30 protein-coding genes and 3 tRNA genes are annotated in these 25,339 nt (G+C 62.4%); 15 read left to right on the top strand and 18 right to left on the bottom strand.

Annotated elements, in window-relative coordinates:
- The 13 genes from ACLIIZ_RS03390 to pnp all read left to right on the top strand — a co-directional run bounded on the left by ACLIIZ_RS03390 (position 1) and on the right by pnp (position 13,734).
- Positions 1–627, top strand: a complete 627-nt coding sequence (locus ACLIIZ_RS03390) for an L-threonylcarbamoyladenylate synthase (protein ID WP_416690795.1) — start codon at positions 1–3, stop codon at positions 625–627.
- An 11-nt stretch (positions 628–638) separates the two neighbouring features.
- Positions 639–1,286, top strand: coding sequence for a site-2 protease family protein (locus ACLIIZ_RS03385; protein ID WP_416691089.1), 648 nt, complete (start codon positions 639–641; stop codon positions 1,284–1,286).
- A 12-nt stretch (positions 1,287–1,298) separates the two neighbouring features.
- Entirely contained in the window at positions 1,299–2,501 is a 1,203-nt protein-coding gene (locus ACLIIZ_RS03380) for a tryptophan--tRNA ligase (protein ID WP_416690794.1), read from the top strand.
- 43 nt (positions 2,502–2,544) lie between these two features.
- Positions 2,545–3,417: a segregation and condensation protein A gene (locus tag ACLIIZ_RS03375; RefSeq protein ID WP_416690793.1), complete on the top strand. Its 873-nt coding sequence runs from the start codon at positions 2,545–2,547 to the stop codon at positions 3,415–3,417.
- A complete protein-coding gene (gene scpB, locus ACLIIZ_RS03370) occupies positions 3,386–3,931 on the top strand; it encodes an SMC-Scp complex subunit ScpB (protein WP_416690792.1) in 546 nt (181 codons plus the stop codon). Before ACLIIZ_RS03375 ends, scpB begins: the two co-directional genes overlap by 32 nt.
- Positions 3,918–4,931, top strand: a complete 1,014-nt coding sequence (gene rluB / locus ACLIIZ_RS03365; protein WP_416690791.1) for a 23S rRNA pseudouridine(2605) synthase RluB — start codon at positions 3,918–3,920, stop codon at positions 4,929–4,931. Before scpB ends, rluB begins: the two co-directional genes overlap by 14 nt.
- Positions 4,932–5,081: 150 nt before the next feature.
- Complete coding sequence (rimP, locus tag ACLIIZ_RS03360) at positions 5,082–5,522, top strand: ribosome maturation factor RimP (protein WP_416690790.1); 441 nt, start codon at positions 5,082–5,084, stop codon at positions 5,520–5,522.
- A gap of 21 nt (positions 5,523–5,543) precedes the next feature.
- Entirely contained in the window at positions 5,544–7,016 is a 1,473-nt protein-coding gene (gene nusA / locus ACLIIZ_RS03355; RefSeq protein ID WP_416690789.1) for a transcription termination factor NusA, read from the top strand.
- 17 nt (positions 7,017–7,033) lie between these two features.
- Positions 7,034–9,802 (top strand): translation initiation factor IF-2, encoded by a 2,769-nt coding sequence (gene infB / locus ACLIIZ_RS03350; RefSeq protein WP_416690788.1) that lies wholly within the window; start codon positions 7,034–7,036, stop codon positions 9,800–9,802.
- Entirely contained in the window at positions 9,802–10,182 is a 381-nt protein-coding gene (gene rbfA / locus ACLIIZ_RS03345; RefSeq protein WP_416690787.1) for a 30S ribosome-binding factor RbfA, read from the top strand. Before infB ends, rbfA begins: the two co-directional genes overlap by 1 nt.
- Before the next feature lie 7 nt (positions 10,183–10,189).
- The gene (gene truB, locus ACLIIZ_RS03340; RefSeq protein WP_416690786.1) at positions 10,190–11,095 is read left to right on the top strand and encodes a tRNA pseudouridine(55) synthase TruB; all 906 of its coding nucleotides are present in this window, start codon (positions 10,190–10,192) and stop codon (positions 11,093–11,095) included.
- 105 nt (positions 11,096–11,200) lie between these two features.
- Positions 11,201–11,470: a 30S ribosomal protein S15 gene (gene rpsO / locus ACLIIZ_RS03335; protein ID WP_028995750.1), complete on the top strand. Its 270-nt coding sequence runs from the start codon at positions 11,201–11,203 to the stop codon at positions 11,468–11,470.
- 137 nt (positions 11,471–11,607) lie between these two features.
- The gene (pnp, locus tag ACLIIZ_RS03330) at positions 11,608–13,734 is read left to right on the top strand and encodes a polyribonucleotide nucleotidyltransferase (RefSeq protein WP_416690785.1); all 2,127 of its coding nucleotides are present in this window, start codon (positions 11,608–11,610) and stop codon (positions 13,732–13,734) included.
- A 91-nt stretch (positions 13,735–13,825) separates the two neighbouring features.
- On the opposite strand, the gene dksA is transcribed toward pnp, so the two are convergent.
- Complete coding sequence (gene dksA, locus ACLIIZ_RS03325; RefSeq protein WP_416690784.1) at positions 13,826–14,251, bottom strand: RNA polymerase-binding protein DksA; 426 nt, start codon at positions 14,249–14,251, stop codon at positions 13,826–13,828.
- Positions 14,196–14,444: a hypothetical protein gene (locus tag ACLIIZ_RS03320; protein ID WP_416691095.1), complete on the bottom strand. Its 249-nt coding sequence runs from the start codon at positions 14,442–14,444 to the stop codon at positions 14,196–14,198. Before ACLIIZ_RS03320 ends, dksA begins: the two co-directional genes overlap by 56 nt.
- Here ACLIIZ_RS03320 and ACLIIZ_RS03315 point away from each other — a divergent pair.
- Both ACLIIZ_RS03315 and ACLIIZ_RS03310 read left to right on the top strand, forming a co-directional pair.
- Positions 14,417–14,493, top strand: a tRNA-Pro gene (locus ACLIIZ_RS03315). The genes ACLIIZ_RS03320 and ACLIIZ_RS03315 overlap by 28 nt on opposite strands.
- Before the next feature lie 22 nt (positions 14,494–14,515).
- Positions 14,516–14,592, top strand: a tRNA-Arg gene (locus tag ACLIIZ_RS03310).
- Positions 14,593–14,608: 16 nt separating this feature from the next.
- Here ACLIIZ_RS03310 and ACLIIZ_RS03305 read toward each other — a convergent pair.
- The 16 genes from ACLIIZ_RS03305 to ACLIIZ_RS03230 form a co-directional block, all read right to left on the bottom strand.
- Positions 14,609–15,850, bottom strand: a complete 1,242-nt coding sequence (locus ACLIIZ_RS03305; RefSeq protein WP_416690783.1) for an Arm DNA-binding domain-containing protein — start codon at positions 15,848–15,850, stop codon at positions 14,609–14,611.
- A 162-nt stretch (positions 15,851–16,012) separates the two neighbouring features.
- Positions 16,013–16,153, bottom strand: coding sequence for a tyrosine-type recombinase/integrase (locus ACLIIZ_RS03300; protein ID WP_465221432.1), 141 nt, complete (start codon positions 16,151–16,153; stop codon positions 16,013–16,015).
- The gene (locus tag ACLIIZ_RS03295) at positions 16,128–16,529 is read right to left on the bottom strand and encodes a hypothetical protein (protein WP_416690782.1); all 402 of its coding nucleotides are present in this window, start codon (positions 16,527–16,529) and stop codon (positions 16,128–16,130) included. Before ACLIIZ_RS03295 ends, ACLIIZ_RS03300 begins: the two co-directional genes overlap by 26 nt.
- A complete protein-coding gene (locus ACLIIZ_RS03290; RefSeq protein ID WP_416690781.1) occupies positions 16,492–16,722 on the bottom strand; it encodes a hypothetical protein in 231 nt (76 codons plus the stop codon). Before ACLIIZ_RS03290 ends, ACLIIZ_RS03295 begins: the two co-directional genes overlap by 38 nt.
- A gap of 293 nt (positions 16,723–17,015) precedes the next feature.
- Positions 17,016–17,291 (bottom strand): hypothetical protein, encoded by a 276-nt coding sequence (locus tag ACLIIZ_RS03285; protein ID WP_416690780.1) that lies wholly within the window; start codon positions 17,289–17,291, stop codon positions 17,016–17,018.
- Positions 17,292–17,302: 11 nt separating this feature from the next.
- Positions 17,303–17,379 (bottom strand) — tRNA-Arg (locus ACLIIZ_RS03280).
- Positions 17,380–17,434: 55 nt separating this feature from the next.
- On the bottom strand, positions 17,435–17,650 hold the full coding sequence (locus ACLIIZ_RS03275) for a helix-turn-helix domain-containing protein (protein WP_416690779.1): 216 nt from the start codon (positions 17,648–17,650) through the stop codon (positions 17,435–17,437).
- Positions 17,640–18,092 (bottom strand): hypothetical protein, encoded by a 453-nt coding sequence (locus ACLIIZ_RS03270; protein ID WP_416690778.1) that lies wholly within the window; start codon positions 18,090–18,092, stop codon positions 17,640–17,642. Before ACLIIZ_RS03270 ends, ACLIIZ_RS03275 begins: the two co-directional genes overlap by 11 nt.
- A 199-nt stretch (positions 18,093–18,291) precedes the next feature.
- Positions 18,292–18,474 carry a hypothetical protein gene (locus ACLIIZ_RS03265; protein ID WP_416690777.1) on the bottom strand — a complete coding sequence of 61 codons (183 nt, stop codon included), beginning with the start codon at positions 18,472–18,474 and terminating at the stop codon, positions 18,292–18,294.
- The gene (locus ACLIIZ_RS03260; protein WP_416690776.1) at positions 18,471–20,285 is read right to left on the bottom strand and encodes an AAA family ATPase; all 1,815 of its coding nucleotides are present in this window, start codon (positions 20,283–20,285) and stop codon (positions 18,471–18,473) included. The genes ACLIIZ_RS03265 and ACLIIZ_RS03260 overlap by 4 nt, the downstream gene beginning before the upstream one ends.
- Complete coding sequence (locus tag ACLIIZ_RS03255) at positions 20,282–21,217, bottom strand: recombination-associated protein RdgC (protein ID WP_416690775.1); 936 nt, start codon at positions 21,215–21,217, stop codon at positions 20,282–20,284. Before ACLIIZ_RS03255 ends, ACLIIZ_RS03260 begins: the two co-directional genes overlap by 4 nt.
- 81 nt (positions 21,218–21,298) lie before the next feature.
- Positions 21,299–22,216 (bottom strand): hypothetical protein, encoded by a 918-nt coding sequence (locus ACLIIZ_RS03250; RefSeq protein ID WP_416690774.1) that lies wholly within the window; start codon positions 22,214–22,216, stop codon positions 21,299–21,301.
- 26 nt (positions 22,217–22,242) lie between these two features.
- Positions 22,243–23,082 (bottom strand): RecB family exonuclease, encoded by an 840-nt coding sequence (locus ACLIIZ_RS03245; RefSeq protein ID WP_416690773.1) that lies wholly within the window; start codon positions 23,080–23,082, stop codon positions 22,243–22,245.
- On the bottom strand, positions 23,079–24,149 hold the full coding sequence (locus ACLIIZ_RS03240) for a DUF5131 family protein (RefSeq protein ID WP_416690772.1): 1,071 nt from the start codon (positions 24,147–24,149) through the stop codon (positions 23,079–23,081). The genes ACLIIZ_RS03245 and ACLIIZ_RS03240 overlap by 4 nt, the downstream gene beginning before the upstream one ends.
- A gap of 166 nt (positions 24,150–24,315) precedes the next feature.
- Complete coding sequence (locus ACLIIZ_RS03235) at positions 24,316–24,945, bottom strand: hypothetical protein (RefSeq protein WP_416690771.1); 630 nt, start codon at positions 24,943–24,945, stop codon at positions 24,316–24,318.
- A complete protein-coding gene (locus tag ACLIIZ_RS03230; protein WP_416690770.1) occupies positions 24,942–25,334 on the bottom strand; it encodes a hypothetical protein in 393 nt (130 codons plus the stop codon). Before ACLIIZ_RS03230 ends, ACLIIZ_RS03235 begins: the two co-directional genes overlap by 4 nt.
- Between the last annotated feature and the right edge of the window lie 5 nt (positions 25,335–25,339).

Here is a 25,339-nt window from a genome sequence, read left to right as displayed (position 1 = left end):
ATGGCCCGCGTCGTCAATATCCATCCCGATTCCCCGCAACCGCGACTGCTCGTCCAGGCTGCGGAATTCATCCGCAACGGGGCGATCGTCGCCGTGCCGACCGATTCCTCGTATGCCTTGGCCTGCCATCTCGGTGACAAGGAGGCGATGGACCGCATCCGCCAGATCCGGCAGATGGACGAGCGCCATCATCTGACGCTGATGGTGCGCGACCTCTCGGAGATTGCCACCTACGCTCGCGTCGATAACGCGCAGTACCGCTTGCTCAAGGCGACGACGCCCGGTTGCTACGTCTTCATCCTCGAAGGCAGCAAGGAGTTGCCGCGCCGCGTGCTGCATCCGAAGCGCAAGACGATCGGCCTGCGCGTGCCGGCGCACGCGGTGGCGCTCGCGCTGCTTGAGGAGCTGAACGAGCCCTTGCTGACGACCACGCTGCAGTTGCCGGGCGACGACGCGCCGCTCACCGAGGGCTGGGAAATCCAGGATCGCCTCGACGAGCAGCTCGAACTGATCCTCGACAGCGGCCCCTGCGGCATCGAACCGACCACTGTCGTTGACCTGACCGGGCCTTCGCCCGAGCTGGTTCGCGCCGGGCGCGGGCCGCTGGCGCCCTTTGGGCTGGATTGAACATGCTCGATATCAATGCGCTGATCCAGACCATCGCCATCGCCGCGCTGCCGGTGGTTTTCGCGATCACCCTGCACGAGGCGGCGCACGGTTACGCGGCCCGCCATTTCGGCGATCCGACCGCCTGGCAGCTCGGGCGCATCAGCCTCAATCCACTGCGTCACATCGATCCGGTGGGTACCGTGCTGATTCCGCTGGCGATCCTGATTTTTTCGGCAGGCAACTTCCTGTTTGGTTACGCCAAGCCGGTGCCGGTGGATTTCACCCGGCTGCGCCAGCCCAAGAAGGACATGCTCTGGGTTGCCGCCGCCGGGCCGGCCGCCAACCTGGCGATGGCCTGTTTCTGGGCGCTGATGTTCAAGCTGTCGTGGGTGGTGCCGGATTTCTTCGCGGTGCCGCTGGCGCGCATGGCCGAGATCGGCATCATCATCAACTGCGTGCTGATGGTCCTCAACCTGCTGCCGTTGCCGCCGCTCGACGGCGGGCGGATTGCCGTCAGCCTGTTGCCGCACCGGCTGGCCTGGCAGTTCTCGCGCATCGAGCCGTGGGGTTTCCCGATTTTGCTGGTCCTGTTGTTCACCGGTATCCTCGGCGACATCATGAATCCTCTGGTGCTCTTCACGGCGCACGCCATCGAATTCCTTTTCGGTCTTTACTAAACGACAACCGCTATGTACGCAGAACGTGTCCTTTCCGGCATGCGTCCCACCGGGGCGCTGCATCTCGGCCATTACCACGGCGTCCTCAAGAACTGGGTCCGCCTGCAGCACGAATATCCCTGTCTCTTCTTCGTCGCCGACTGGCACGCGCTGACCACCAACTACGACAACCCGCAGAGCATCGAAAAGGCGACCTGGGACATGGTCATCGACTGGCTTGCAGCCGGCGTCGATCCCAACCAGGCGACGCTGTTCATCCAGTCGCGCGTCCCTGAGCACGCCGAACTGCACCTGCTGATGTCGATGATGACGCCGCTCGGCTGGCTGGAGCGGGTGCCGACCTACAAGGACCAGCAGGAAAAGCTGGCCGGCAAGGACCTGACCACCTACGGTTTCCTCGGCTATCCGCTGCTGATGAGCGCCGACATCCTGATCTACCGCGCCGACAAGGTGCCGGTCGGCGAGGACCAGATTCCGCACGTCGAATTCACCCGCGAGCTGGCGCGCCGCTTCAACCACATGTACGGTCGCGAACCCGGTTTCGAGGACAAGGCGCGCGACGCGGTCAAGAAGCTGGGCGGCAAGAAGGCTCGCCTCTACGAGGAGCTGCGCACGCGCTTCCAGCAGGAAGGCGACAAGGAAGCGCTTGAGCAGGGTAAAGCCATGCTCAACGAAATCCAGCACCTGTCGGCGATCGACCGCGAACGCCTGTTCGGTTTCCTGGAAGGCACCGGCAAGATGATCCTGGTCGAACCGGGCTACCTGCTGACCGAAGAATCGAAGATGCCGGGGCTCGACGGGCAGAAGATGTCGAAGTCGTACAACAACACGATCACCCTGCGTGAGTCCGAAGAATCGGTGGCCAAGAAGGTCAAGTCGATGCCGACCGACACCCAGCGCGTGCGTCGCACCGATCCCGGCGATCCGGCGCGCTGCCCGGTCTGGCAATTGCACCAGGTGTATACCGACGCGGCGACGCGCGAGACGCTGGCGCAAGGCTGCCGTACCGCCGGCATCGGCTGCATCGACTGCAAGCAGCCGGTGATCGAGGGCATCCTGCGCGAGCAGGCGCCGATGCGCGAGCGCGCCCAGCAGTATCTCGACGATCCGGTGCTGGTCAAGAACATCATTGCCGACGGTTGCGAGAAAGCGCGCGAACTGGCGCGCGAGACGATGCGCGACGTGCGCGAGTCGATGGGGCTGGAATACCACTGATGGCGAGTGCGGCGCTCCGCCACTGCCGCCCGGCGGTTGCCGCATGAACCTTGCGGTCGACCTGCCGCAGGCGACGCTGTTCGAGCCGGTTGCCCGCATCTACGGCGAGCCGCTCGAGACGCTGCCGCAGGACCTCTACATCCCGCCGGATGCGCTCGAGATCATGCTCGACGCCTTCGAGGGGCCGCTCGACCTGCTGCTCTACCTGATCCGCAAGGCCAACGTCGACATCCTCGACATTCCGATGGCGCCGCTGACCCGGCAGTATCTCGATTACGTCGAGGCGATGCGCGCCAGTAACCTCGAACTCGCTGCCGAGTACCTGGTGATGGCGGCGATGCTGATCGAGATCAAGTCGCGCATGCTGCTGCCGCGCCCCAAGCTGCCCGGCGATGACGAGACCGAGGACCCGCGCGCCGAACTGGTGCGCCGGCTGATGGAGTACGAGCAGATGAAGCTCGCCGGTCAGCGGCTGAATGCGATGCCGCAGGCGGAGCGCGAATTCTTCTGGGTCGAGACGCTGGTCGAGAAATCGCTGATCGAACGTCTGCCGGAAGTGTCGGCGGCCGATCTGCGCGATGCCTGGATGGCGGTCGTCCGCCAGGCGCTCCTGAAGCGCAACCACAAGATCAGCCGCGAGGAGTTGTCGGTGCGCGAGCACATGGGCATCATTCTTCGGGCTTTGCAGGAAAAGGGCGGTTTCGTGCAGTTCGAGACCCTGTTCGACCCGGCGATGGGACCGCCCGGCCTGGTCGTGCATTTCATTGCGATGCTCGAACTGGGGCGGGAGAAGCTGATCCGCATCACGCAGACCGAGGCTTTTGCGCCGATCTACGTCAATCTGCGCGACGGCGAAGCGGAGGAAACAATGCTGGAGGAGGGCGATGGCGGCGAGCCTGATCAAGAAAGTGCTTGAAGCGGCACTGCTCGCCACCCGCGAGCCGCTGACGACGCACGACATGAAAAAGCTGTTCGACGAGGAACTGTCGTCGGAAACGCTCAGGAAGCTGCTCGACCAGATCCGTGCCGAATGGGCCGAGCGCCCGGTCGAGCTGGTGCAGCTGGCGTCCGGCTGGCGTTTCCGGACGCGCGCCGAATTCCTGCCTTACCTCGAGCGGCTGAATCCGGAAAAACCGCCGAAATACTCGCGCGCCGTGCTGGAGACGCTGGCCATCATCGCCTACCGGCAGCCGGTGACGCGTGGCGACATCGAGGAGATCCGCGGCGTCGCGGTCAATCCGAATGTCGTCAAAACCCTTGAAGAGCGTGGCTGGATCGACGTCGTCGGCCACCGCGACACCCCCGGTCGACCGGCGCTGTTTGCCACGACCAAACAATTTCTCGATGATCTGGGCCTGCGTAGCGTCAGCGAACTGCCGCCGCTGGAGCAAATCAGCCAGACACTGGAGCTGACTCATGAAAACCAATAAACGTACTCCTTTCCGCGCCCCGGGCGGGGCGGTTGAAGCCCCGGCTGGCGGGCGGCCGCGCCGTGGTGCCGGGCGCAACCAGCCCTTGCCCGCCGGGCGTGCGCCGGATGCCGGCGACGATCTGCCGGACGCCGCCGAGGCGGCGCCCAAGCCGGCGCCTCGGCGGCAGGGCAAACCACAGACCGGGCGCGCCAATCGCGGCAACATCGGCCGCAACGGCAAGCCATTGATCGAGGCCAAGCCGGAGCGTCTGCAGAAGATCCTGGCCCAGGCCGGCGTCGGTTCGCGGCGCGAGATGGAAGAATGGATCGCCGCCGGCAAGGTCAGCGTCAACGGCGAGGTGGCGACGCTTGGCCAGTCGGTGATTCCGACCGACAAGGTGAAGGTCGGCGGTCGCCTGATCAACATCCGCTTCACCGGGGCAGGTGCCCGCGCGCCGCGCGTGCTGATGTACCACAAGCCGGAAGGCGAGATCGTCTCGCGCGACGATCCGGACGGTCGTCCGTCGGTGTTCGCCGCCTTGCCGCGGATGCGCGGCGGGCGCTGGATCGCGGTCGGCCGCCTCGACTTCAACACCTCGGGTCTGCTGCTGTTCACCACCTCTGGCGAGCTGGCCAACAAGCTGATGCATCCGAGCTCGGAACTGGTGCGCGAGTACGCGGTGCGCGTCCTCGGGGAGTTGACTGACGAAGCGCAGCAGCAACTGCTCAAAGGGGTCGAACTCGAGGATGGGCCGGCGAATTTTTCCAGTCTGACCGACGCCGGTGGCGAAGGCGCCAACAAGTGGTACCGGGTGAGCCTGTTCGAAGGCCGCAACCGCGAGGTGCGGCGCATGTTCGAGGCGGTCGGGTGCACGGTGAGTCGGCTGATCCGTGTCCGTTACGGTCCGTTCGTGCTGCCGCCGCAGTTGAAGCGCGGTCGTTGCCACGAGCTTGAGGAAGCTGAAGTCAAGGCGCTGATGCGCGAGCTGGGAGCGCCGAAGGCGGCGCCGAAACCCTGAGCGGGAAGGCCCGTCGGACGGTGGAAAGCGGCGAAAGCAATTGTCGGGAGGGAATAAACCCGTTATAATTCACGGGTTTGTTTCTCCTGCAATTTTGCAGGCATCTTATTTTTCTGAGGTGGGCGTTTCGCCCATTTTTTATTTGTGCCTATGGATTTGAATACGCTGCTTGAAACGACGGTGACCGGCCTCGGCTACGAGCTCGTCGATGTCGAGATGTCGCCCCGCGGCAGAACCATCCGCGTCTTCATCGATGCGCCGGCCAAGGAAGGTGGTATCGATGTCGAAGACTGCGCCAAGGTCTCGAACCAGTTGTCGCGCCTCTTCGAGGTCGAGAACATCGATTACGACCGGCTCGAGATTTCCTCGCCGGGCATGGATCGCGTGGTCAAGAAGGAAGCGGATTTCGCCCGCTTCGCCGGTCAGTCGATCCAGATCAAGCTGCGCATCCCGCACAACAACCGCCGCAACTTCCAGGGGCTGCTGCTCGGCTGCGAGAACGGCAAGGTCGGTCTTCGCCTCGAGAAGGAAGACGTGGAACTCGAATTCAACAATATCGAAAAGGCACGTCTGGTGCCCAAATTCGACTGAAGTCCCTGGAGGTCTTAGCCCATGAGCCGTGAACTGTTGCTGCTGGTCGATGCCCTGGCCCGCGAAAAGAACGTCAACAAGGAAATCGTTTTCGGTGCCCTTGAACTGGCGCTCGCTTCGGCGACCAAGAAACGTATCCACGACGAAGCTGAAGTCCGTGTCGCGATCGATCGCGCCACCGGCAATTACGACTCCTTCCGCCGCTGGCAGGTGGTGGCGGACGACGAATACGTCAACGAATACCTCCAGATTCCGCTGTCGGATGCGCGCAAGGACGACGCCGATGTCGAGGCTGGTGATTATCTGGAGGAGCCGCTGGAGCCGATCGATTTCGGTCGCATCGGTGCCCAGGCCGCCAAGCAGGTGATCCTGCAAAAGATCCGCGACGCCGAGCGCGAGCAGATCCTGCAGGACTTCCTGGAGCGCAAGGAACACGTCGTTTCCGGCACGATCAAGCGCATGGAACGTGGTAACGCCATCGTCGAGGCAGGCAAGATCGAAGCCATGCTGCCGCGCGACCAGATGATTCCGAAGGAAAATCTGCGTGTCGGCGACCGTGTCCGTGCCTACCTGCTGCGCATCGACCGTGGTGCCCGCGGTCCGCAGATCATCCTGTCGCGCACGGCGCCGGAATTCGTCATCAAGCTGTTCGAGCTGGAAGTTCCGGAGATCGAGGACGGTCTGATGGAATTGAAGGCTTGCGCCCGCGATCCCGGCATGCGTGCCAAGATCGCCGTCAAGTCGAACGACCCGCGCATCGACCCGATCGGTACCTGCGTCGGTCTGCGCGGTTCGCGCGTCACCGCCGTGCGCAACGAGATCGGCGGCGAGAACATCGACATCGTGCTGTGGTCGGCCGATCCGGCGCAGTTCGTGATCGGCGCGCTGTCGCCGGCCGAAGTGACCTCGATCGTCGTCGATGAAGAAAAGCATGCCATGGACGTCGTCGTCGACGAGGACAACCTGGCGATCGCCATCGGCCGCAGCGGGCAGAACGTGCGCCTGGCCTCGGAACTGACCGGCTGGACGATCAACCTGATGACCCAGGATGAGTCGGCCAAGCGCGCCGAGGCCGAATACGCGGTGACCCGCGTGATGTTCATGGAAAAACTGGACATCGACGAGGAACTGGCCGACCTGCTGATCGAGGAAGGTTTCTCGACGCTGGAGGAAGTGGCCTATGTGCCGCTCGCCGAAATGCTCGAGATCGACGGCCTGGACGAAGACATCGTCAACGAGTTGCGCAACCGGGCGCGCAATGTGCTCCTGACGGAAGCCATCGCCACCGAGGAGAAGCTCGAAAGCGTCGCCGAGGACCTGATCGGTCTCGAAGGCATGACCAAGGAACTAGCGGCCAAGCTGGCCGAACACAACATCAAGACACGTGACGACCTCGCCGAACTGGCGGTCGATGAACTGCTGGAAATCGCCGGCATCGACGAAGCGCGTGCCAAGGAACTCATTCTCAAGGCTCGGGCTCACTGGTTCGAGTGAGCGGGGAGGTAGCAAGTATGTCCGCAACAACCGTTTCACAATTTGCCGTTGAACTCAAGATGCCGCTCGAGGCGCTGCTCGAGCAGCTCAATCGTGCCGGTGTCGGCAAGTCCGGTGGTAGCGATACACTGACCGATCAGGACAAGGCCGGTTTGCTCGACTATCTGCGTCGGGCGCATGGCGATGCGCAGCCGAAGAACAAGATCACGCTGACGCGCAAGCAGACGTCCGAGATCAAGGCGACCGATGCCCATGGGCGGGCCCGCACGGTGCAGGTCGAAGTGCGCAAGAAGCGCGTGCTGGTCAAGCGCGATGTTCCGGATGCGCTGGCGGAGGGCTCTACTGAAGGCCTCGAAGAGCAGGAGCTGGTCGAATCGGCTGCCGATCTGGTGCAGGAACCCGTTGTCGAAACGCTGCTCGAGATGGTCGAGCCGGTCGCTGTTGAACCGGAACCGGAACCGGAAATCGAGCCGGAGCCGCAACCCGAGCCGGAGCCGGAGCCTGTGCCGGAACCCGCAGCGCCGGTTGAAGCCGAGCCGGTAGCCGAGGCTGTCGTCGAAGCCGCGCCGAGCGAAACGCTGGCCGTTCGTCGTCCGCTGGACCGGGCCGCGATCATTGGTGAAAAGGAACTCAAGGCGCGCGAGGAAGAGGCGCGTCGCTTCAGCCGCCTGCGCGAGATCCAGGAACGTGAACTGCGCGAAAAACAGGCCCGCGAAGCCCAGCTGGTGCAGATGCGCCAGCAGGCGGAAGCCGCTGCCGCCGCTGCCAAGCAGGCTGAACAGGCGAAACAGCAGGCGGCTGCCCAGGCGAAGACCGCCGAAGGCGAAAAGGGCACCCTGCACAAGCGTCCGGATGCGCCGAAGAAGGGCGAAAAGGGCGGTCGTGCAGCCGACGATGGCAAGAAAAAGGGCGGTCTGAAGACCCGCGGTTCGGACGTTGGCGGTGGCTGGAAGGACAATCGCCACGGCCACAAGAAATCGCACAAGTCGGACGATGGCCAGGGTAGCTTCCAGGCGCCGACTGAGCCGATCACCCGCGAAGTGCACGTGCCGGAAACCATCTCGGTTTCCGACCTGGCGCACAAGATGGCGGTGAAGGCGACCGAAGTCATCAAGACGATGATGAAGATGGGCTCGATGGTCACCATCAACCAGGTCCTCGACCAGGAAACGGCGATGATCGTCGTCGAGGAAATGGGTCACAAGGCGCTGGCCGCCAAGCTCGACGATCCCGATGCCTTCCTCGAGGAAACCGGCGAGCACAAGGACGTGCCGCTGGAGCCGCGTGCTCCGGTGGTTACCGTCATGGGCCACGTCGACCACGGCAAGACCTCGCTGCTCGATTACATCCGCCGCGCCAAGGTCGCCGCGGGCGAAGCTGGCGGCATCACGCAGCACATCGGCGCCTATCACGTCGAAACCGATCGCGGCATGATCACCTTCCTCGACACCCCGGGTCACGAAGCCTTTACGGCGATGCGGGCGCGTGGTGCCAAGGCCACCGACATCGTCATCCTGGTAGTGGCAGCCGACGACGGCGTCATGCCGCAGACCAAGGAAGCGATCCACCACGCCAAGGCGGCCGGTGTGCCGCTGGTGGTGGCGGTGAACAAGATCGACAAGCCGGATGCCAACCCGGATCGCGTCAAGCAGGAACTGGTTGCCGAAGGCGTGATTCCGGAAGAATACGGCGGCGATTCGCCGTTCTGCCCGGTGTCCGCCAAGAAGGGCACCGGCATCGACGAACTGCTCGAACAAGTCCTGCTGCAGGCCGAAGTGCTCGAACTGACGGCGCAGAAGGATGCGCCAGCCAAGGGCCTGATCATCGAAGCCCGTCTCGACAAGGGGCGCGGCGCGGTGGCGACCATGCTCGTCCAGTCCGGCACCCTGAAGCGCGGCGACGTCGTGCTCGCCGGTCAGGTCTTCGGCAAGGTGCGCGCCATGCTCGACGAGAACGGCAAGCCGATCAACGAAGCCGGGCCGTCGATTCCGGTCGAAATCCTCGGTCTGTCGGATGTGCCGGCGGCCGGCGAGGAAGCCATTGTCCTGGCCGACGAAAAGAAGGCGCGCGAAATCGCCTTGTTCCGTCAGGGCAAGTTCCGCGACGTCAAGCTGGCCAAGCAGCAAGCGGCCAAGCTGGAAAACATGTTCCAGCAGATGGAAGAAGGCCAGGTCAAGACCCTGCCGCTGATCGTCAAGGCCGACGTGCAAGGTTCGCAGGAAGCCCTGGTGCAGACCCTGTCCAAGCTCTCCAACGAGGAAGTCCGCGTCCAGATCATCCACGGTGCGGTCGGTGCGATCAGCGAATCCGACGTCAACCTGGCACAAGCCTCGGGCGCCGTCATCATCGGCTTCAACATCCGCGCCGATGCCGGTTCGCGCAAGCTGGCCGAGAGCTTCGGCGTCGATATCCGTTACTACAACGTGATCTACGACGCGGTCGATGAAGTCAAGGCGGCCTTGTCGGGCATGCTGGCGCCGGAAAAGCGCGAGCAGGTCATCGGCATGGTCGAGATCCGTCAGGTCTTCCACGTTTCGAAGGTTGGCGCGATCGCCGGTTGTTATGTCCTGGAAGGTATCGTCAAGCGCAATTCCCGCGTCCGCCTGATCCGCAATCACACGGTGCAGTGGGATGGCGAACTGGATTCGCTCAAGCGTTTCAAGGACGACGTCAAGGAAGTGCGTTCCAACTTCGAATGCGGTCTGTCGCTGCGTGGCAATAACGACATCCAGGAAGGCGATCAGCTCGAAGTGTACGAAATCCAGGAAGTGGCGCGTTCGCTGTAATGAAGAAGCAGGGACCCCGAGGATTCCAGCGTAGCGATCGGGTCGCGGAGCAGGTGCGCCGCGACCTCGCCGACCTGATCCGTACCGAACTGAAGGATCCGCGCGTCGGCATGATCAGCCTGACTTCGGTCGAACTGACGCCGGATTATGCGCATGCCAAGGTTTTCTTCACCACGCTCAACGCCGAGCACCTGCCCGAGATCGAGCAGGGTCTGAAGCGTGCCGCCGGTTTCCTGCGGCGTGAGCTGGGGCGGCGCATCCATATTCACACCCTGCCAGAACTGCATTTCGTCTACGACAGTTCCCTGGAATACGGCGCCAGCATGACGGCGCTGATCCAGCAGGCCAACGCGATCAGCGACCAGACGCCGGAAGACTAGGCCCGCCATGGAGCCGAGGGTCAGGAAAACCTGGAAACAGGTCGACGGCGTGCTGCTGCTCGACAAGGCGCAGGGCATGACTTCGAACGACGCGCTGCAGAAGGCACGGCGCCTGTTTTCGGCCGCCAAGGGCGGTCACACCGGTACCCTCGACCCGCTGGCCACCGGCCTGCTGCCCCTCTGTTTTGGCGAGGCGACCAAGTTTTCCGCCGATCTGCTCGACGCCGACAAGACCTACGAAGCCGAGCTCCTGCTCGGAGTCAGCACCGATTCCGGTGACGCCGAGGGCGTCGTCACGGCGACTGCCGAGGTCAATCTCACGCCAGCCGACATCGCCCGCGTGCTGCCGCAATTCACCGGCGACATCCTGCAGGTGCCGCCCATGCATTCAGCGCTGAAGCGCGATGGCCGGCCGCTCTACGAACTCGCCCGGCAGGGCATCACTGTCGACCGCGAGGCCCGGCCGGTGACCATTCATGCCATCGACCTGCTGGAATTCGCCGGCAGCCGTTTGCGCCTGTCGGTCAGTTGCAGCAAGGGGACCTATATCCGCGTGCTGGCCCAGGACATCGGCGCCGCGCTGGGCTGCGGCGCACATCTGACTGCCTTGCGGCGGACCCGGGTTGGTGACTTGGTGCTCGATGGCGCCATGACGCTGGCGCAGATCGACAGCATCGAGGAGGGCGCGCGTGTTGCTTGCCTGCGTCCGGTCGATGCGCTGCTGCAGAGCCTGCCCCGGATCGATCTTAGCGGTGAAGCCGAACAGCGCTTCAGCCACGGTAATCCGGTCGACCTGCCGGAAGGCTTGAGCGGCAAGATCCGGGTCTATGCCGGAGACCGCCTGATCGGCGTCGGCGAGCCCGGGCCGGGCCAGCGTCTGTGGCCGAAAAGACTGGTGCAACTGGCGTTGTAAGCTGGTACAATCCGCCGCTTTCCGATCGTGTCGGGAAAAATTTTCCAATTGGCGTTCGCTCTATCAAACCGGGGCTGCGTCGTTTTCATGAAAGAGGGTTTTGAAATGGCCGTTACCACCGAACAAAAGGCGAGCATCGTCGCCGAATACGCACAGTCCAAGGGCGACACCGGTTCCCCGGAAGTGCAGGTCGCACTGCTGACCGCCCGCATCAACGACCTCCAGCCGCACTTCAAGGAGCACAGCAAGGATCACCACTCGCGTCGTGGCCTGCTGCACCTCGTCTCGCAGCGCCGCAAGCTGCTGGACTACCTGAAGGGCAAGGATGTCGAGCGTTATCGCACGCTGATCACCAAGCTGGGCCTGCGTAAATAAGCAGCACGGCGTAGCCACGAAAAGCGGCCCGGAAAATTCCCGGCCGCTTTTTTGTTTTCTTGTTGTCCCGTTGTTTCTTGTTGTTGTGTAAGTTGTTGTTATTGTTGCGTTAATGTGATGAGAGAGAAAGGAAATCAATGTTTAATGTCGTGAAAAAAACCTTCGCCTACGGCGAACACCAGGTCACCCTGGAAACCGGCGAAATCGCCCGCCAGGCCGGCGGTGCCGTTGTCGTCTCGATGGAAGAGACGGTCGTTCTGGTGACCGTCGTCGGTGCCAAGAATGCCAAGCCCGGTCAGGATTTCTTCCCGCTGACCGTCGATTATCAGGAAAAGGTTTACGCTGCCGGCCGCATCCCCGGTGGCTTCTTCAAGCGCGAAGGCCGTCCTTCGGAAAAGGAAACGCTGACCTGCCGTCTGATCGACCGCCCGATCCGTCCGCTGTTCCCGGACGGTTTCTACAATGAAGTGCAGGTCGTCGCCACCGTCATCTCGCTGAACCCGGAAATCGATTCCGACATCCCGGCGATGATCGGCGCTTCCGCCGCCCTGGCCATCTCCGGCATCCCCTTCGCCGGCCCGATCGGCGCCGCCCGCGTCGGCTACATCAACGGTCAGTACGTGCTCTGCCCGACGCTGTCGCAGCTCAAGGACAGCCAGCTTGACCTGGTTGTCGCCGGTACCGAAGCCGCCGTGCTGATGGTCGAATCGGAAGCCGACCAGCTGTCGGAAGAAGTCATGCTCGGCGCCGTCGTTTTCGGCCACACCGAGATGCAGAAGGCGATCAACGCCATCAACGAACTGGTCGAGGAAGCCGGCAAGCCGGAATGGGACTGGCAGCCGCCGGTCAAGGACGAAGCCCTGGTCGCCCGCCTGAAGGATCTGGTCGGTGCCAAGCTGGAAGAGGCCTACAGCATCACCTCCAAGCAGGCCCGCAGCCAGCGCGTCAAGGAAATCTCCGCCGAAGCCGTTGCCGCCCTGTGCACCGGTGAAGAAGGTGCGCCGGACGCCAACACCGTCGGCAACCTGTTCTTCGAACTCGAAGCCGGCATCGTCCGTGGCCGCATCCTGTCCGGCGCGCCGCGTATCGACGGTCGCAACACGCGCACCGTGCGCCCGATCACCATGCGTTCCGGCGTCCTGCCGCGCACCCACGGTTCGGCCCTGTTCACCCGTGGCGAAACCCAGGCGCTGGCTGTCGCCACGCTCGGCACCAATCGTGACGAGCAGATCATCGACGCGCTGTCCGGCGAATACCGCGACCGCTTCATGCTGCACTACAACATGCCCCCGTACGCCACCGGCGAATGCGGTCGTGTCGGTACGCCGAAGCGTCGCGAAATCGGTCACGGTCGTCTGGCCAAGCGCGCGCTGCTGGCCGTGCTGCCGAAGCCGGAAGACTTCTCGTACTCGATGCGTGTGGTTTCCGAAATCACCGAGTCGAACGGCTCCTCGTCGATGGCTTCGGTCTGCGGCGGCTGCCTGGCGCTGATGGACGCCGGCGTGCCGCTCAAGGCCCACGTTGCCGGTATCGCCATGGGCCTGATCAAGGAAGGCAACCGCTTTGCCGTCCTCACCGACATCCTCGGCGACGAAGATCACCTCGGCGACATGGACTTCAAGGTGGCCGGCACGACCAGCGGCATCACCGCGCTGCAGATGGACATCAAGATCCAGGGCATCACCAAGGAAATCATGCAGGTTGCGCTGGCGCAAGCCCAGGAAGCCCGTCTGCACATCCTCAACCTGATGCAGGAAGCTGCCGCCGGCCCGCGTGAAGAAATGTCGGCCTATGCCCCGCGTCTGTACACCTTCAAGATCAATCCGGAGAAGATCCGTGACGTGATCGGCAAGGGCGGCGCCGTGATCCGCAGCATCACCGAGGAAACCGGCACCACGATCGACATCCAGGACGACGGCACGATCACCATCGCCGCCACTTCGGGCGATGCCGCTGCTGCTGCCCGCGCCAAGATCGACGCGATCACCGCGGAAGTTGAGATCGGCAAGATCTACGAAGGCACCGTGCTCAAGATCCTCGATTTCGGCGCGATCGTTTCGGTCCTGCCGGGCAAGGACGGCCTGCTGCACATCTCGCAGATCGCCAAGGAGCGCGTCAACAAGGTCGAAGACTACGTCAAGGAAGGCCAAGTCGTCCGCGTCAAGGTTCTCGAGACCGACGACCGCGGCCGCGTCAAGCTGTCGATGAAGGCGGTTGCCGAAGAAGAGGGCGCTGCCCAGCAGGAACAGCAGCAACAGCAGTAATCGCTTCCCGGCAAAAGCAAAGGGCACCGTGAGGTGCCCTTTTTTCATCCGCCTGCTTGCGCGAAGCGCTTGTTCGGTAAGTCTGTGGCGATTATTTCGCCATTTGCTTTTCCTTCAGTTCGTCGAGCGTCTTGCAGTCGATGCACAGGGTGGCCGTCGGGCGGGCTTCCAGGCGCTTGATGCCGATCTCGACGCCGCATTTGTCGCAGAAGCCGTAATCGCCCTCGTCGATGCGGGCGAGGGTTTCGTCGATCTTCTTGATCAGCTTGCGCTCGCGGTCGCGGTTGCGCAGTTCGATCGCCATGTCGGTTTCCTGGCTGGCCCGGTCGTTGGGGTCGGCAAAGACCGTCGCTTCGTCCTGCATGGTATGCACCGTGCGATCGATGTCTTCGCTCAGTTCCTTTTTCAGGGACTCCAGAATCTTCCGGAAGTGACCGAGTTGCTTGTTGCTCATGTAATCCTCACCAGCCTTCGGCTCGTAAGGAGTGAAATGTTTGTGAAGCAGGTCTTCTGCCATTTTGTGAGCGCTTCCAGTGACGAAAAAAGCGATTAAATATCAGAAAGGCCGGAGTGAAGCAAGGAGAAGTCTTGCTGCGGCGCAATGTGTCGCTGTCATGGATCGCCGATTTTCGCTGCATTGCTGGCGTCGCGGCGATCTCGCTGATACAATCCGCAGCCTTGTCGGGGCGTAGCGCAGTCTGGTAGCGCATCTGCTTTGGGAGCAGAGGGTCGTGAGTTCGAATCCCACCGCCCCGACCATCCTCTTCCGGCGGCAACCCGCGCGCCCGTAGCTCAACTGGATAGAGCAATTGCCTTCTAAGCAATAGGTCGGGGGTTCGAGTCCCTCCGGGCGCGCCATTGATGCTCAATAAAATCAATTGCTTGCGGTTTTTTTGTGACCGCCTTGTGACCCTGATTTATCGTCAATTTGCTTTGCCTGGTCACAATTCTGGTCACAAGATGCAAACATGGCCACGGCCTTGCTCCCGACGTCTGGCGTGGCCGACTTGATCCACCTAGCGTAGACGCGTCCAAGCATGTTGAGGTCGCTGTGGCCCATCTGGCCGGCGACCCAGCCGAGAGGCTCGCCGGCGGTGAGCATCATCGACGCGTAGGTGTGCCTGGTCTGATAGGGTCGGCGGTACCGGACACCGGCCTTGCGCAGTGCAAACTTCCACGGGCCTTGCCTGATGCCCTCATCGCCAGTCCAGGGGTCGTTGGTGCGTGGATCTCGAAAGATATGACCGCCGTCCAGGAAAAAGGTGATCGACTTCTGCCAAGTCAGTGCATTAAGCGCCGGTGGCAGCAGCTTGACGTCGCGCACGCTCTTTCGCGTCTTGGTTGGTTCGGGGGCATCGGCGAATTGGGTCTTTGCCTTGCTCACGCGCACTTCGCTATTGATCCAGTCGATATCGTCCCACGTCAAAGCCACCAGCTCAGACGTGCGCAGGCCCGTCCAGAACGCGAATTCGAACAGGTTCCGGTGCTGTGGGTCTCGGCAGGCCGAAAGAATCGCTTCACGCTCTTTTGCGTCGAATGGATCGACGTCGTCGGTGGTTTTCAGTGCCTCGGCGTTTTCGTACTTCCAGCCGTAAAGCGGATTGGTCTCCAGCAAATCCTCATCGACCGCATCCTGCAGCGCGGTGCGAAGGCAGCTCTGGACGTTGGCCAGCCATTTGTTGCTGCACTCCTGTTTCTGGCACCAGACCTTGATCGATGCCCGCTTGATCTCCGGCAGCAGTATGGGCCCCAGTTCGGTGCGGCTGATCATCGTGACGATCTTGTTGTAGCTCGCCCAGGTGCTGGCCTTCAGCTGCTTTTTCTTGGTCTCGATCCATGTTTCTAGATAGGCCTCGAATTTCAGTCCGGCGCTCTGCGGTCGTTCGGCGAATTTGAAGCGCGCCGGCGAGTCCGGGAAGGTGACCGCGTAATCGAATACACCTCTGGCGATCGCATCGAGGATTGCCGCCCGGTGCTGGGCAACCTTTTTCAGGTTTGTAGGGGTTGGGGGGATTTTGAAGCTCTCGCGACACCGCTCGCCGCGATATCGGAAATCGATCTCGATGCTCGTGTTGCTACGGGAGCGAACCCCGTCGTAATGCTTTGTTCCACCCATTTGTAGTATCCCTCGACATCTACCAGCACATGGCCATCCGGTGCCTTGCGATACTCGCGACCTTCCAGCCAGATTCCGTCGCGAATCTTGGCACGGATGGCCGCTTCGGTGTAACCCGTCTCGGCGCAGAATTGATGGATGAGCTTGTAGCGCACTTTTATTTCAGATTCTGTCCAGCGGGCTGATGACACCGCGCCCGCCTCGGTTGAGGACGTGGGTGTAAATCATCGTGGTCGAAACGTCGGAGTGGCCAAGCAGTTCCTGGACCGTGCGAATGTCAGCGCCAGTAGGTAACGCCGTCATCGCAAGCCCAAGCCGTCTTGTCCGGTGTGGTTGAGGTCGTTGTCACCACGCCCACTTGGCCGTTCTGCATCACGCCAACGCCAGTGCCAACCACAACATCGCCGCGCACATGCTGAACGATCTTGCAGTTGTGCTCGGTCTTGAAGGCGTCCCACTTCTTGCCGTCTTCAATCGCCGCCCAGGCCACAAGAATAATCAGCGCCACGCAAGCAACCGCCAGCGCCGGCCCTATCCAGTCTTCCCAATCGAAGTACATCGCTTTGTCCTTTCCTCGGCTCAGTTGGGCCGAACCAATAATTCCACCGGACCTGCGCGAAAAGCCGCGCAGTCCGGTGAATTCAATCGTTATGCGTCGTCGAAGCAGGCGCAGTGGCATGCTCAATCAACTCGTAGTAGCCAATCATGTAGTCCCAGGCAGCGGCTCTGGCATGCTTTCCTTTCAGCCCACAGCGTTCAGCCTTCGCCAGTGCTGCATCCGTCTGCTTTGGTTCTGCCTTCACAGGCACGAGCTTCCAGCGTTTTCCATCGCCATCAACCCAACATCCGTCTTCCGTCAGTTCAATCTGCATTTCGCGTCTCCACGCATAACATTTCAGTCAACGCGGACCTTCGCGCTTACGCGCTCGGCCAGTTACTGCTAGCGTTCGGCGTCACGAGCGCCACCATGCGACAAATGCAAACGCAACGCCGACAGTGCCGGCCGTCAGTGCTACAAGTCCAAATGCGCCAGGCCACGTCAGGCCGTTTAGAGCAACGATTACTTCTGCCATCTGAAACTCCTTCTCGTTGAAATCATCAGTATTACCAATCGTCGCCGAACCCGTTGGTCAAGCGGACGCGGAATAAACGCACGTCGTTTTCTCTACTGCCCGTCGCCGCGCCCGCTTACCGCTGCGTTAGGCACCTTGATTTCAGGCCCAAGCAGGAACTGAAACACCGGCTCGTCATCCGGGTAGAAAACCGAGCGGAGAAAACCTTCGACGTAATGCGCAGCAGTCATCACGTACTCCATGGGCGCCCACTTCGTAGCAACCATGAAATCAAGCTCCGGCGCTACCCATACCGGAATGCCGAAGTATTTGCCGTGGTGTGTGAAACCATTCGCTACGGCTTCTTTTGCAGTCATGTATCCAAGCATTTCATCTCCTTTGGCCCGCCGGGAAGGACTCGAACCATCAACCCGCCGACTAGAATTCGGTTGCTCTATCCAATTGAGCTACCGGCGGCCTAACATTTCAGTCAACGCGACCTTCGCTACGCTCAGTCGCGTTACCGCCAGCGTTACCCACGCGCCGCTAAAACCCTATCCACTTCGCACGTCGGAATCTTCCCAACAGCATTCATGCGAATCTCTCCGGCGCGCACCAGCTTTTCCACCGTCACATGCGACACGCCGAGCATTTCCGCTGCCTGCTTCTGGCTGACGTGCGACGGCCTAGGGTGCTGCTCGGAAAAAATCTGGATGGCTTTCAGCGCAATGTCGATTTCAGTGATCATTTTTCCGCTCAAGTTCTATCAGGATCATCTCCGTGTTTGCCGCATCCACCAGCGTCTCGCGCGGGATGTTCACCAGCCTGTCTTCGACTCGATAGAGCAGCGCGGCGCATTCTTCGACTTCGTCGAGCGTCATCAAGACGCCAGCCTCAAGCTTCTTCGCCATGCGCTTCATTGGCCAGGTCTCGATGTCAGGCATCAGCCGATCCATCAGAGCCACAAAGCCGTTGATCGCGTGGTCGATGCGCGCGAAATCCTCGTCGGCCCAGTGAATCCGCGTGATAGGGTAGCCACGGAATGCCGCCACCTCGCCGGTACGAATCTCGGCGATCGCATTGCGGATCGGCGCCAGCCATGCCTTGGCCTGCTTTCTGGTCGGCGGGCGCTTCCTGTCGGCCTTGTAACGCTGACATGCGGCAACGTGGCGAAGCTGTGCGCGGGTCATGGGCATTACTCGACCCCCCGGAACGGCTTTGCTTCAAACGTGCTCGTCAGACTCGAGAGGAACTGATCGCACGCGCTGTCGCCAGCGCCGCGGCGAGCCCACAGCGCGGCGTAGGTTGCGCCGGCAGGGCGCTCGGTGTAGCGCTTGCAGTTGGCGCGGCTGGGACAGCTGGTTCCGGCGCAGATGGTGGTTTGTTCTGTCATTCCACACCGCCTTCCTGCGCCCATTCTTCGCGTGCCTCTTTGAGGCACTGTTCGCATGGCTTGACCTTGATAATGTCGCGGCTCCATGAATATTTTCCGCCGAGACTCGCTTCGAGTTGGCTGCCGCATTTCTCGCATTCGATTTCGAAGTCGGTCTTGGTTTCAATTTCGATGCTCACGCTGCCTCCTTCATCTGTCCGGCGGCGCCACCCTCGATCCAGTGCGCGCCGATGTTGTCGAAGCTGATCGCCGGGAGTGCCTTGAGCGTGCCAAAGATCAAGGTGGTGTCGATGTCGCCGTCTGCGGCCATGCCGTCGATCCAGTACATCAAGTCCTCGCGGCCCTTGAGGTCAAGCACGTCGAAGCGGTCCAGGACAAGCAGGCGCAGTCCTGACAGGAACGACACAGCCTCGGCAATCATGGCGTCGGCGCGCCACTTCTCGGATTCGCTGACCAGTGCGTAGTCACGCACGCCGTAGGTAATGGTCATGTCGGCATTGATCTGCACCGGCTCCCACTCTGCATTGGCGGCGCTGAGTCGCAGATGCTCGTTGATCGGATCAAGCGCTTTGGTCAGCAGTTCAGCCGGAATTCCGTCCGGCGCCAGCGCTCCTGCGATGTCCGTCAAGGCCATCACGTCGGCGTGATGTTTCGCGGCATCGGCAATCTGCTTGTCACGACCAGCGGCGATGCGAGCGTTATCCATGGTCTGACGCTCTTCTTCGCGGTACTGGTCGCGGCGCTGCGTGATTTCGCGCAACGTTTTCTCCAGACCGGCAACGTCCGGCAGCGCGGTGCCATGCTCGGCGAGGATGCGGTCGTATTCGGCCTTGGCCGCCTTCGCGGCTTCGAGGTCGCGCTGGGCGTTGGCGACGGCCCGCTTCATCAGGTCGCGGGCCTGCTCATGCTTCGGCAGGTCGGTGATGGCTTCCGGGTCGGGCTCTGCCGGCTTCGAGCCATGCGGCCAACCGTGCAGCCTCTTGTATTCTGCAAGGTGGGTCGATGCGCGGTTCAGAAGCGCCTCGTCGAACTGACCAAAGTATTTGTCGTTGGCGATGGCAACGAATTCGTCTGTCACGGCGGCCAGACCGCGCAGCAGGTATTCGCCGGGCGCCTTCGGGTTCGGCTTGCCGCCGGCACGGGCGCGGGTTTCCTCGACCTTCTTTTCCCAATCAGCAAGCTCGGCGGTGTCGTGATCAAGCCGCGCCTGGATGCGGCCGATCTGCTCGGCCCGGGCGTGCAATTCCATGCGGCGAGACTCAGCCGACTGGCGGCGTGCAATCTCGGACTTGGCGGCGCCGATTTCCTGCTGCAGCTTGCCGATGTCGGCTTCGTCGGCGGCGATCACCCGGCGGATGTCGATCAGCGCCTTTTCAGCATCGGCTGCCGTGCATGCGACGGCTGCCGGCTGCCAGGACGCAGCCTTGTCCTTGCCCCATGTCTCGCCGCCCGTGACGGTCTTCCATGCGGCCTTGGCGTCGCGCGCCTTGGCTGCCGCCTCCTTCTGTGCCGCATCGAATCCGCCACGCAGGAACGGTGCGATCTGCTCGATCTTCTTAGAGTCGAGGCCCTTGTCGAGCATGCGCTGGGTGACACTGGCGCTGTCCAGCTTGATGCCCATCAAACCGAACAGGAAGGTGCGTCGCTCGTTGTCGTCCATGCGGGCGAAGCGCTGGGCGTCGAGGACGTAGGGGAGGGCCGCGGCCTCGCAATGAACGCCCTTGCCGCCGGGAAGGACGACCGAATACTTGCTCTGGTCGGTCATGATGTCGGCAAAGCCGGCATCTGCGCCTTCTGACAGCAACGCGCCGTAGTCCTTCTTGAGGCTGACGCGCACCGGCTCGCCGGTCAGGGCCATGCGGACGGCTTCCTGCACGCTTGACTTGCCGGCGCCGTTCTTGCCGGCGATCAGCGCGACCGGCTTGCGCAGTTCAATGTCGACGGCGCGGGCGCCGAGGAAGTTGCTGGTGGTGATGCGGGTGATTTTCATGCTGCTTTCCTTTCGTCGTTCTCGCCCGTAAGCAGATCGGGTTCGGATTCGAGCAGGCCGCCCAGCTTGGCAATCAGGAAGTTGTAGGCGCGGACCAGTTCGCCGACCATCAGCGCGACGTCCGCGTCGAATATCTGCGCCATGTCCTCTGCCTGATCGTCCTGATGGCGCTTGTCGATCTGCATCAACTCGAGCGCAGCCAGTTGCTTCAGGTGCAGGCTGTCATCGACCTTGAACGACAGGCGGTCATTGAGCGTGACGCCGATCTTGCGTGGCACGTAGCCGTCCGAAATCCGGCGGCGCATGTCGGATTCGTCGAGCGTGGTCCGCTTGTAGGCGATCGCCGGCTTGCCTGGCTCGGCTTTTTCCAGTTCGACGAAATCGTCGACCGTCAGACCAAAGGGAGTCGAACCGAGCAGCCACTGGATCATTTCTCCCGTGATGCGATTCTCGGTCTGGATCATCGAGAGCGGCAGGGCATCCAGCACGCTGCGCAGCGCCTCGATCATCATGTCGGCGCGGGCTGGGCTACTGGTATCGACGATGAAGAACTGTCCGGCGAACACGCCCAGCGTGCGGCGCTTCTGGGTGAAGGCCTTGGGCAGCAATTCTTCAGTGACGCGCTCCTTGAGTTCGCGCATCTGCTTGCGGCCGGGCTTGTAGCCCTGCTGCTTTTCGAGATCGATGGCGCGTGCCTCAACTTCCTCGGCGACAACCGACCCGGGCAACAGGCGGTCTTCAGTTTCCAGGCAGATCAACGTGTGGCCGGAGACGTGGTGCACCAACTCGGCCGTCGAGTGGCTGCATGGCGGCGCAAATCCCATGGTGCGGCCTTCGTTGGCCGAGCATGGGCGGGACGGTCGCCGCGACAGCATCTCGGGATCGAGGCGAAAGCCTTCGGTAACGAGATAGGCAATGGCGTTTTTGAACATGGTTTTCCTGATGAATGGGTGGGGCTACTAGCGGGTGGGAGATCAAGGGAGGGAGATCGCCGCTTTCGCCCCGAAACCTGGTTACTCGAGGCCCAATCCCTGGCCACGCTCGCGGCGCTGGCGGGGAGCAGGGGTAGCGGACTGCTGCTGCGCCTCGGCCATCTCACGGGCGCGGATCGCGGCGATTTCTTCCGGGGTCGGGTTGAAATCGCCTTGCGCGTTCTGTTGCTCGACCTGGCGCAGGGCGTCGTCGTCCGGGTCGCTGGCGGACGGCTTGGCGTCGATGATTTCGCCAGTCGTGGTGTCGACCGTGGTCGTGGCCGGCGCTTCGGCGGCCGGCTTGAGTGATGCGACATCAACCTGGAACGAGCCGTCTGCCATCGGCTTGGCGCCGAAGGTGTCCTGGATTTCCTCGGCGGTCTGCAGGCCCATGCCAAGCTCCGGCGCGTAGGCGCGCTGCCAGAACGCTGCGGCGCGATACACGAACATCTGGTCGGGCATGGTCTTCCACTTCGAACCGTTCTTGGCGTCCCAGCCTTCGGCCTTGACCATTTTCCAGTCGACCCATATGCCGTCGAGGCGTTCGCCGGTTTCGCGCTCGACCGCCCAGGCGCGGCAGCCGTAGTCCATCTGGCCGGGCTCGCCCTTCCACTCGTAGCGCAGCGACGAGTACCGGCCGCAGGCATTGATCGTGGCAACCAGGAACTTGGAGGACCAGCCCGGGGTGCCGTGCACGATGTACAGGTTCTGCATGACCATCAGAGGGTTGGCGCCGATGCGCTGGGCCATGTCCATCGCGATCATGCAGTTGGCGAGGTTGCCCTGGTATTGCTTCGGAACCAGGTCGGAGGATGCGAAGGCCTTGCTGACGCGCTGGATCAGTTCGAATGCCTGCAGGTCGAAGAATCCGGCGCTGACGGCTGGCATCTGTGCCTCGCGCGGGGCCAGCTGCTGCTGGCGCATCTCGGCGAGGTTTGCGGTGTTGGTCGTGGCGTTCATGGTGTTGCGATCTCCTGTTGATTGAATCAGTCGTGGTAATGGCAGCGAGCGCCGTAGGCCGGGCAGTACTTGGCGCTGCAGAGCATGCTTTTCGGGTTGGGCGGGAAAATGCCGTCCTTGAGCATCCGGGCGGCGATCTGGATCAGGCCCGGGTTGTCATCAGTACCCAGCAGCGGGGTCTTCACGTCGGCGACCTCGCCGGTGGCGACCGGGGCGTCCTTGGTGGTCTGCAGGCCGATGATTTCGGCTGGGGCGTCCAGACGTTCGCCGCTCGCCTGCTCGGCCATCAACGTGTAGATGCCCAGCTGAATGTGGTGGCCCTTGGTGACGGCACGCCGGCCGCCGTCGGCGGTCTTCTCGGTGGCCCGGCCGCCGCTCTTGAGGTCAGAGATGCCCTTGCGGCCGTCGTCGGTGATCCGAATGCGGTCGGTCGTTCCGGTGACGCGCACCATGCCGTACTCGGTGCCAATGTCCAGCGCCGCGCAGGCCAGCTCGACGGCGGCGTATTGGCGGGTCGGGCTGATTTCCTGGCAGTAGCGGGTGGTCAGCTTCACGGCAAAGCCGTCGGCCTCGACCGGCGTCAGGCTGTCGTCCCAGGCGACCTCCTGCTCTGGGCTCTGGAGCGCGGCGCGGGCGGTATCGACCGCCGTGACCACGTCGATGTGCTCGCCGGTCAGGCGGGACTCGTCGAAGGCCGCGGTGCCGGCGTGGATCGCGGTGCCGAGGGCGGCATTGCCGGACGACGGCATGCGCAGGCCGACGATGTTCTGGAAATACCATCTGTGCGCGCAGTCGAAGAGCGAAGGCCACGAACTGGCGCGGATGGTTGCCAAGGGCTCGGCCGGGATGCGTTCCGGGGCGTTCATGCGGCACCGCCTTCCGGGTATCCGTCGTGCTTCACGCCGTCGAGTAGGCGGCCGGCGGTTTTCTTTCCGACGCGCTCGACAATGGCGCGCGCGCCGAAACTGGTGAAAGCGCGCGGGTAGCGGTCGGTATTAACGAAGTGACCGGGCTCATGCTCGTAATCCCCATATGCGAATTGCCCAGGGGTCTCGCTCTGCCGAACCGCCGCGGGAGCCCACTCTCCCCACTGCTTGAACAGGAACGGCACGCCAGCTTCGGCGCATTGGTCGCGCAGGGAGCGAGCCCACTGGATGCTCATCGGCCGAGCCTTTGGACCGGACTCGCCGCCGACGACGACCCAATCCAGCCGCGCACAGTATTCGCTGTAGTTGCCGAAGCGCTGCAGCTTCTCACCAGCCAAGGCGTCGAGGCGCAGGGATGGCGGGCTGTCGTCACTGTCGAATCCTTCGTTCCAGTAGTTGCGAGGCACATCCGGCCAGGCTACGCCATCGCACAAATCGGTCAGATCGACCGGCCCGAGCAGAGGCTCCGCGCTGATCCAGCGCACAGCGGCGGGCGTGTCGAGCAGCAGCGGGATACGCTCGTCGGCAGCGTCCTGGTCCTCGACTGAGACGCCGAGCCAGACGTTCTGAAGCGGCCATGCCAAAGTAGAGTTCGGAGCATCAACCATGATCAGGCGATTACGAAGCCGACCACCGTTAAGGCGGGTCACATAGTCCTGCATCCGGTCAGCGCGTTTCGTCAGCACCTGGAATGTGTGCTGTGGGCAAAGTGCCATTGTGATGAACACTTTGTCGATGAACTCGTCCGGCACGTCCGAGTGGAAAAGATCGGACATCGAATTCACGAACACCTTGCGCGGCTTCTTCCAGCGCAGCGGCTGGTCGAGACGGTCTTCGTGCGTCCTAACGTCGGTGAAATCGCGCCCGGCGTAGGCCGGTACCAGGCGCGTCATGCGCGGCCACTCGCGCTCGGCGTAGCAGTGCTTGCAGCCCTGCGAGACTTTCGCGCATCCCGTGACCGGGTTCCATGTCGCGTCGGTCCATTCGATTCCTGTTTTGTCGCTCATACAGCACCTCCTGCGCGCTTGGCGCGCTGAATCTCAAACCGTAGAGCGGCGTAAAAGTGGCGCAGGACGCCTGCGGTTTCTGCATGCCTGCGGGCTGCGTACCATCCCCATCTGGATTCGTTCTTGGCTGCTCGAACAGCCTCAATGACTTGATCTGTTGAGGCCATTACGAACCACCTTCCAGACGCTTGAACTCGACGACCCAAACCCATGGGTCTGCGCCCCATGATCCGGCGCCGTTGATGGACTCCCACAGTTCGCGGAAGCCTTCAGCGTGTGGGCACGATCCGCCGTCAGGAGGAACAAGAACCGGCTCGGCTCCCTCTTTCATTGCATCGGCTTCGCTGATGTCATGCAACCGCTCGACCCGGACGGCGGTTATCTCCAGCAGGATGCGGCTGGCCCAGCGGGGCATGTGGATGGAGGGGCAAGATTTGCGCGAGTACCACCAAACAAAGTCGAACCCGGCAGAGTCCTGCACGTCTTCACCATCAGCGGTGTATGCGCCGCCGTCGTACTCTGGCGCTAGCGGTTCGCCTGTCAGCAGGTTCAACATCGGCCGGCGATGTGTGGCCTCCCGCACCCACAGCCGGTCGCCTGGATGGCCGTAGGGGCAAGAGCGACCGACTTGATCGAACAGGCGCATTAGGTAGGCTGCATCGCCGTCCCATGTCACGATGCTTTTATTTGTGACCATCTGCGGGATCGGCTTCACCACCCGCCGCGTCTGGGTCTTCCGGCCGCCGAGAATGGCGCGCACCATCAGCGCGCTGAAAAGTATCGGGCGCTCTTTCATGCCGCCTCCCGACAAGCCAGACACCCGGCATCGAAACACCGCTGGCAGATCGCGTTGTTGATCTCTTCCTCAGCCTTGGCCTTGGCCAGCTTCGCCCGGTAGTTGTCGGTCATGCCTTCGATCAACCGGCTCAATTGCACGCGCAGGCGATCAGCAACCGCCGGTCGCTGCGCCTCGATCTCGGCATTGATGTTGCACATCAGAACGCCGATGGCTTCGATGGCGGCCGCGTTGAATTCCGGGAACACGTCGCCGACGATTTCCGGGATCGAGTAGTCAGTTTCCATCAGCGCAGATGTGCGGCGATCGATTTCATCGCGGCGACGCTCTGCGTCGTCTATGGCGCGCATGTGCTTGCGCAGGTAGGAGGTGTTTGCGCAGAGTTCCATCATTT

The organism is Azonexus caeni (assembly GCF_048146105.1).
GTDB lineage: Bacteria > Pseudomonadota > Gammaproteobacteria > Burkholderiales > Rhodocyclaceae > Azonexus > Azonexus aromaticus_B.
Note: the sequence above shows the minus strand (reverse complement) of the source record. Positions and strands in the feature narration are given on the sequence as shown.

Excerpts from the sequence above, each read along its gene's own strand:
- rimP (WP_416690790.1), top strand. The coding sequence starts at position 5,082 with ATGGATTTGAATACGCTGCTTGAAACGACGGTGACCGGCCTCGGCTAC.
- ACLIIZ_RS03250 (WP_416690774.1), bottom strand. The coding sequence starts at position 22,216 with ATGAACGCCACGACCAACACCGCAAACCTCGCCGAGATGCGCCAGCAG.
- ACLIIZ_RS03275 (WP_416690779.1), bottom strand. The coding sequence starts at position 17,650 with ATGATCACTGAAATCGACATTGCGCTGAAAGCCATCCAGATTTTTTCC.
- ACLIIZ_RS03270 (WP_416690778.1), bottom strand. The coding sequence starts at position 18,092 with ATGACCCGCGCACAGCTTCGCCACGTTGCCGCATGTCAGCGTTACAAG.
- ACLIIZ_RS03290 (WP_416690781.1), bottom strand. The coding sequence starts at position 16,722 with ATGCAGATTGAACTGACGGAAGACGGATGTTGGGTTGATGGCGATGGA.
- ACLIIZ_RS03285 (WP_416690780.1), bottom strand. The coding sequence starts at position 17,291 with ATGCTTGGATACATGACTGCAAAAGAAGCCGTAGCGAATGGTTTCACA.
- ACLIIZ_RS03380 (WP_416690794.1), top strand. The coding sequence starts at position 1,299 with ATGTACGCAGAACGTGTCCTTTCCGGCATGCGTCCCACCGGGGCGCTG.
- ACLIIZ_RS03295 (WP_416690782.1), bottom strand. The coding sequence starts at position 16,529 with ATGCCACTGCGCCTGCTTCGACGACGCATAACGATTGAATTCACCGGA.
- ACLIIZ_RS03235 (WP_416690771.1), bottom strand. The coding sequence starts at position 24,945 with ATGAAAGAGCGCCCGATACTTTTCAGCGCGCTGATGGTGCGCGCCATT.
- ACLIIZ_RS03240 (WP_416690772.1), bottom strand. The coding sequence starts at position 24,149 with ATGAGCGACAAAACAGGAATCGAATGGACCGACGCGACATGGAACCCG.
- ACLIIZ_RS03390 (WP_416690795.1), top strand. The coding sequence starts at position 1 with ATGGCCCGCGTCGTCAATATCCATCCCGATTCCCCGCAACCGCGACTG.
- rbfA (WP_416690787.1), top strand. The coding sequence starts at position 9,802 with ATGAAGAAGCAGGGACCCCGAGGATTCCAGCGTAGCGATCGGGTCGCG.
- ACLIIZ_RS03375 (WP_416690793.1), top strand. The coding sequence starts at position 2,545 with ATGAACCTTGCGGTCGACCTGCCGCAGGCGACGCTGTTCGAGCCGGTT.
- pnp (WP_416690785.1), top strand. The coding sequence starts at position 11,608 with ATGTTTAATGTCGTGAAAAAAACCTTCGCCTACGGCGAACACCAGGTC.
- scpB (WP_416690792.1), top strand. The coding sequence starts at position 3,386 with ATGGCGGCGAGCCTGATCAAGAAAGTGCTTGAAGCGGCACTGCTCGCC.
- ACLIIZ_RS03320 (WP_416691095.1), bottom strand. The coding sequence starts at position 14,444 with ATGCGCTACCAGACTGCGCTACGCCCCGACAAGGCTGCGGATTGTATC.
- ACLIIZ_RS03300 (WP_465221432.1), bottom strand. The coding sequence starts at position 16,153 with ATGACGGCGTTACCTACTGGCGCTGACATTCGCACGGTCCAGGAACTG.
- ACLIIZ_RS03255 (WP_416690775.1), bottom strand. The coding sequence starts at position 21,217 with ATGTTCAAAAACGCCATTGCCTATCTCGTTACCGAAGGCTTTCGCCTC.
- ACLIIZ_RS03230 (WP_416690770.1), bottom strand. The coding sequence starts at position 25,334 with ATGGAACTCTGCGCAAACACCTCCTACCTGCGCAAGCACATGCGCGCC.
- rluB (WP_416690791.1), top strand. The coding sequence starts at position 3,918 with ATGAAAACCAATAAACGTACTCCTTTCCGCGCCCCGGGCGGGGCGGTT.
- ACLIIZ_RS03260 (WP_416690776.1), bottom strand. The coding sequence starts at position 20,285 with ATGAAAATCACCCGCATCACCACCAGCAACTTCCTCGGCGCCCGCGCC.
- ACLIIZ_RS03245 (WP_416690773.1), bottom strand. The coding sequence starts at position 23,082 with ATGAACGCCCCGGAACGCATCCCGGCCGAGCCCTTGGCAACCATCCGC.
- dksA (WP_416690784.1), bottom strand. The coding sequence starts at position 14,251 with ATGGCAGAAGACCTGCTTCACAAACATTTCACTCCTTACGAGCCGAAG.
- nusA (WP_416690789.1), top strand. The coding sequence starts at position 5,544 with ATGAGCCGTGAACTGTTGCTGCTGGTCGATGCCCTGGCCCGCGAAAAG.
- truB (WP_416690786.1), top strand. The coding sequence starts at position 10,190 with ATGGAGCCGAGGGTCAGGAAAACCTGGAAACAGGTCGACGGCGTGCTG.
- infB (WP_416690788.1), top strand. The coding sequence starts at position 7,034 with ATGTCCGCAACAACCGTTTCACAATTTGCCGTTGAACTCAAGATGCCG.
- rpsO (WP_028995750.1), top strand. The coding sequence starts at position 11,201 with ATGGCCGTTACCACCGAACAAAAGGCGAGCATCGTCGCCGAATACGCA.
- ACLIIZ_RS03305 (WP_416690783.1), bottom strand. The coding sequence starts at position 15,850 with ATGGGTGGAACAAAGCATTACGACGGGGTTCGCTCCCGTAGCAACACG.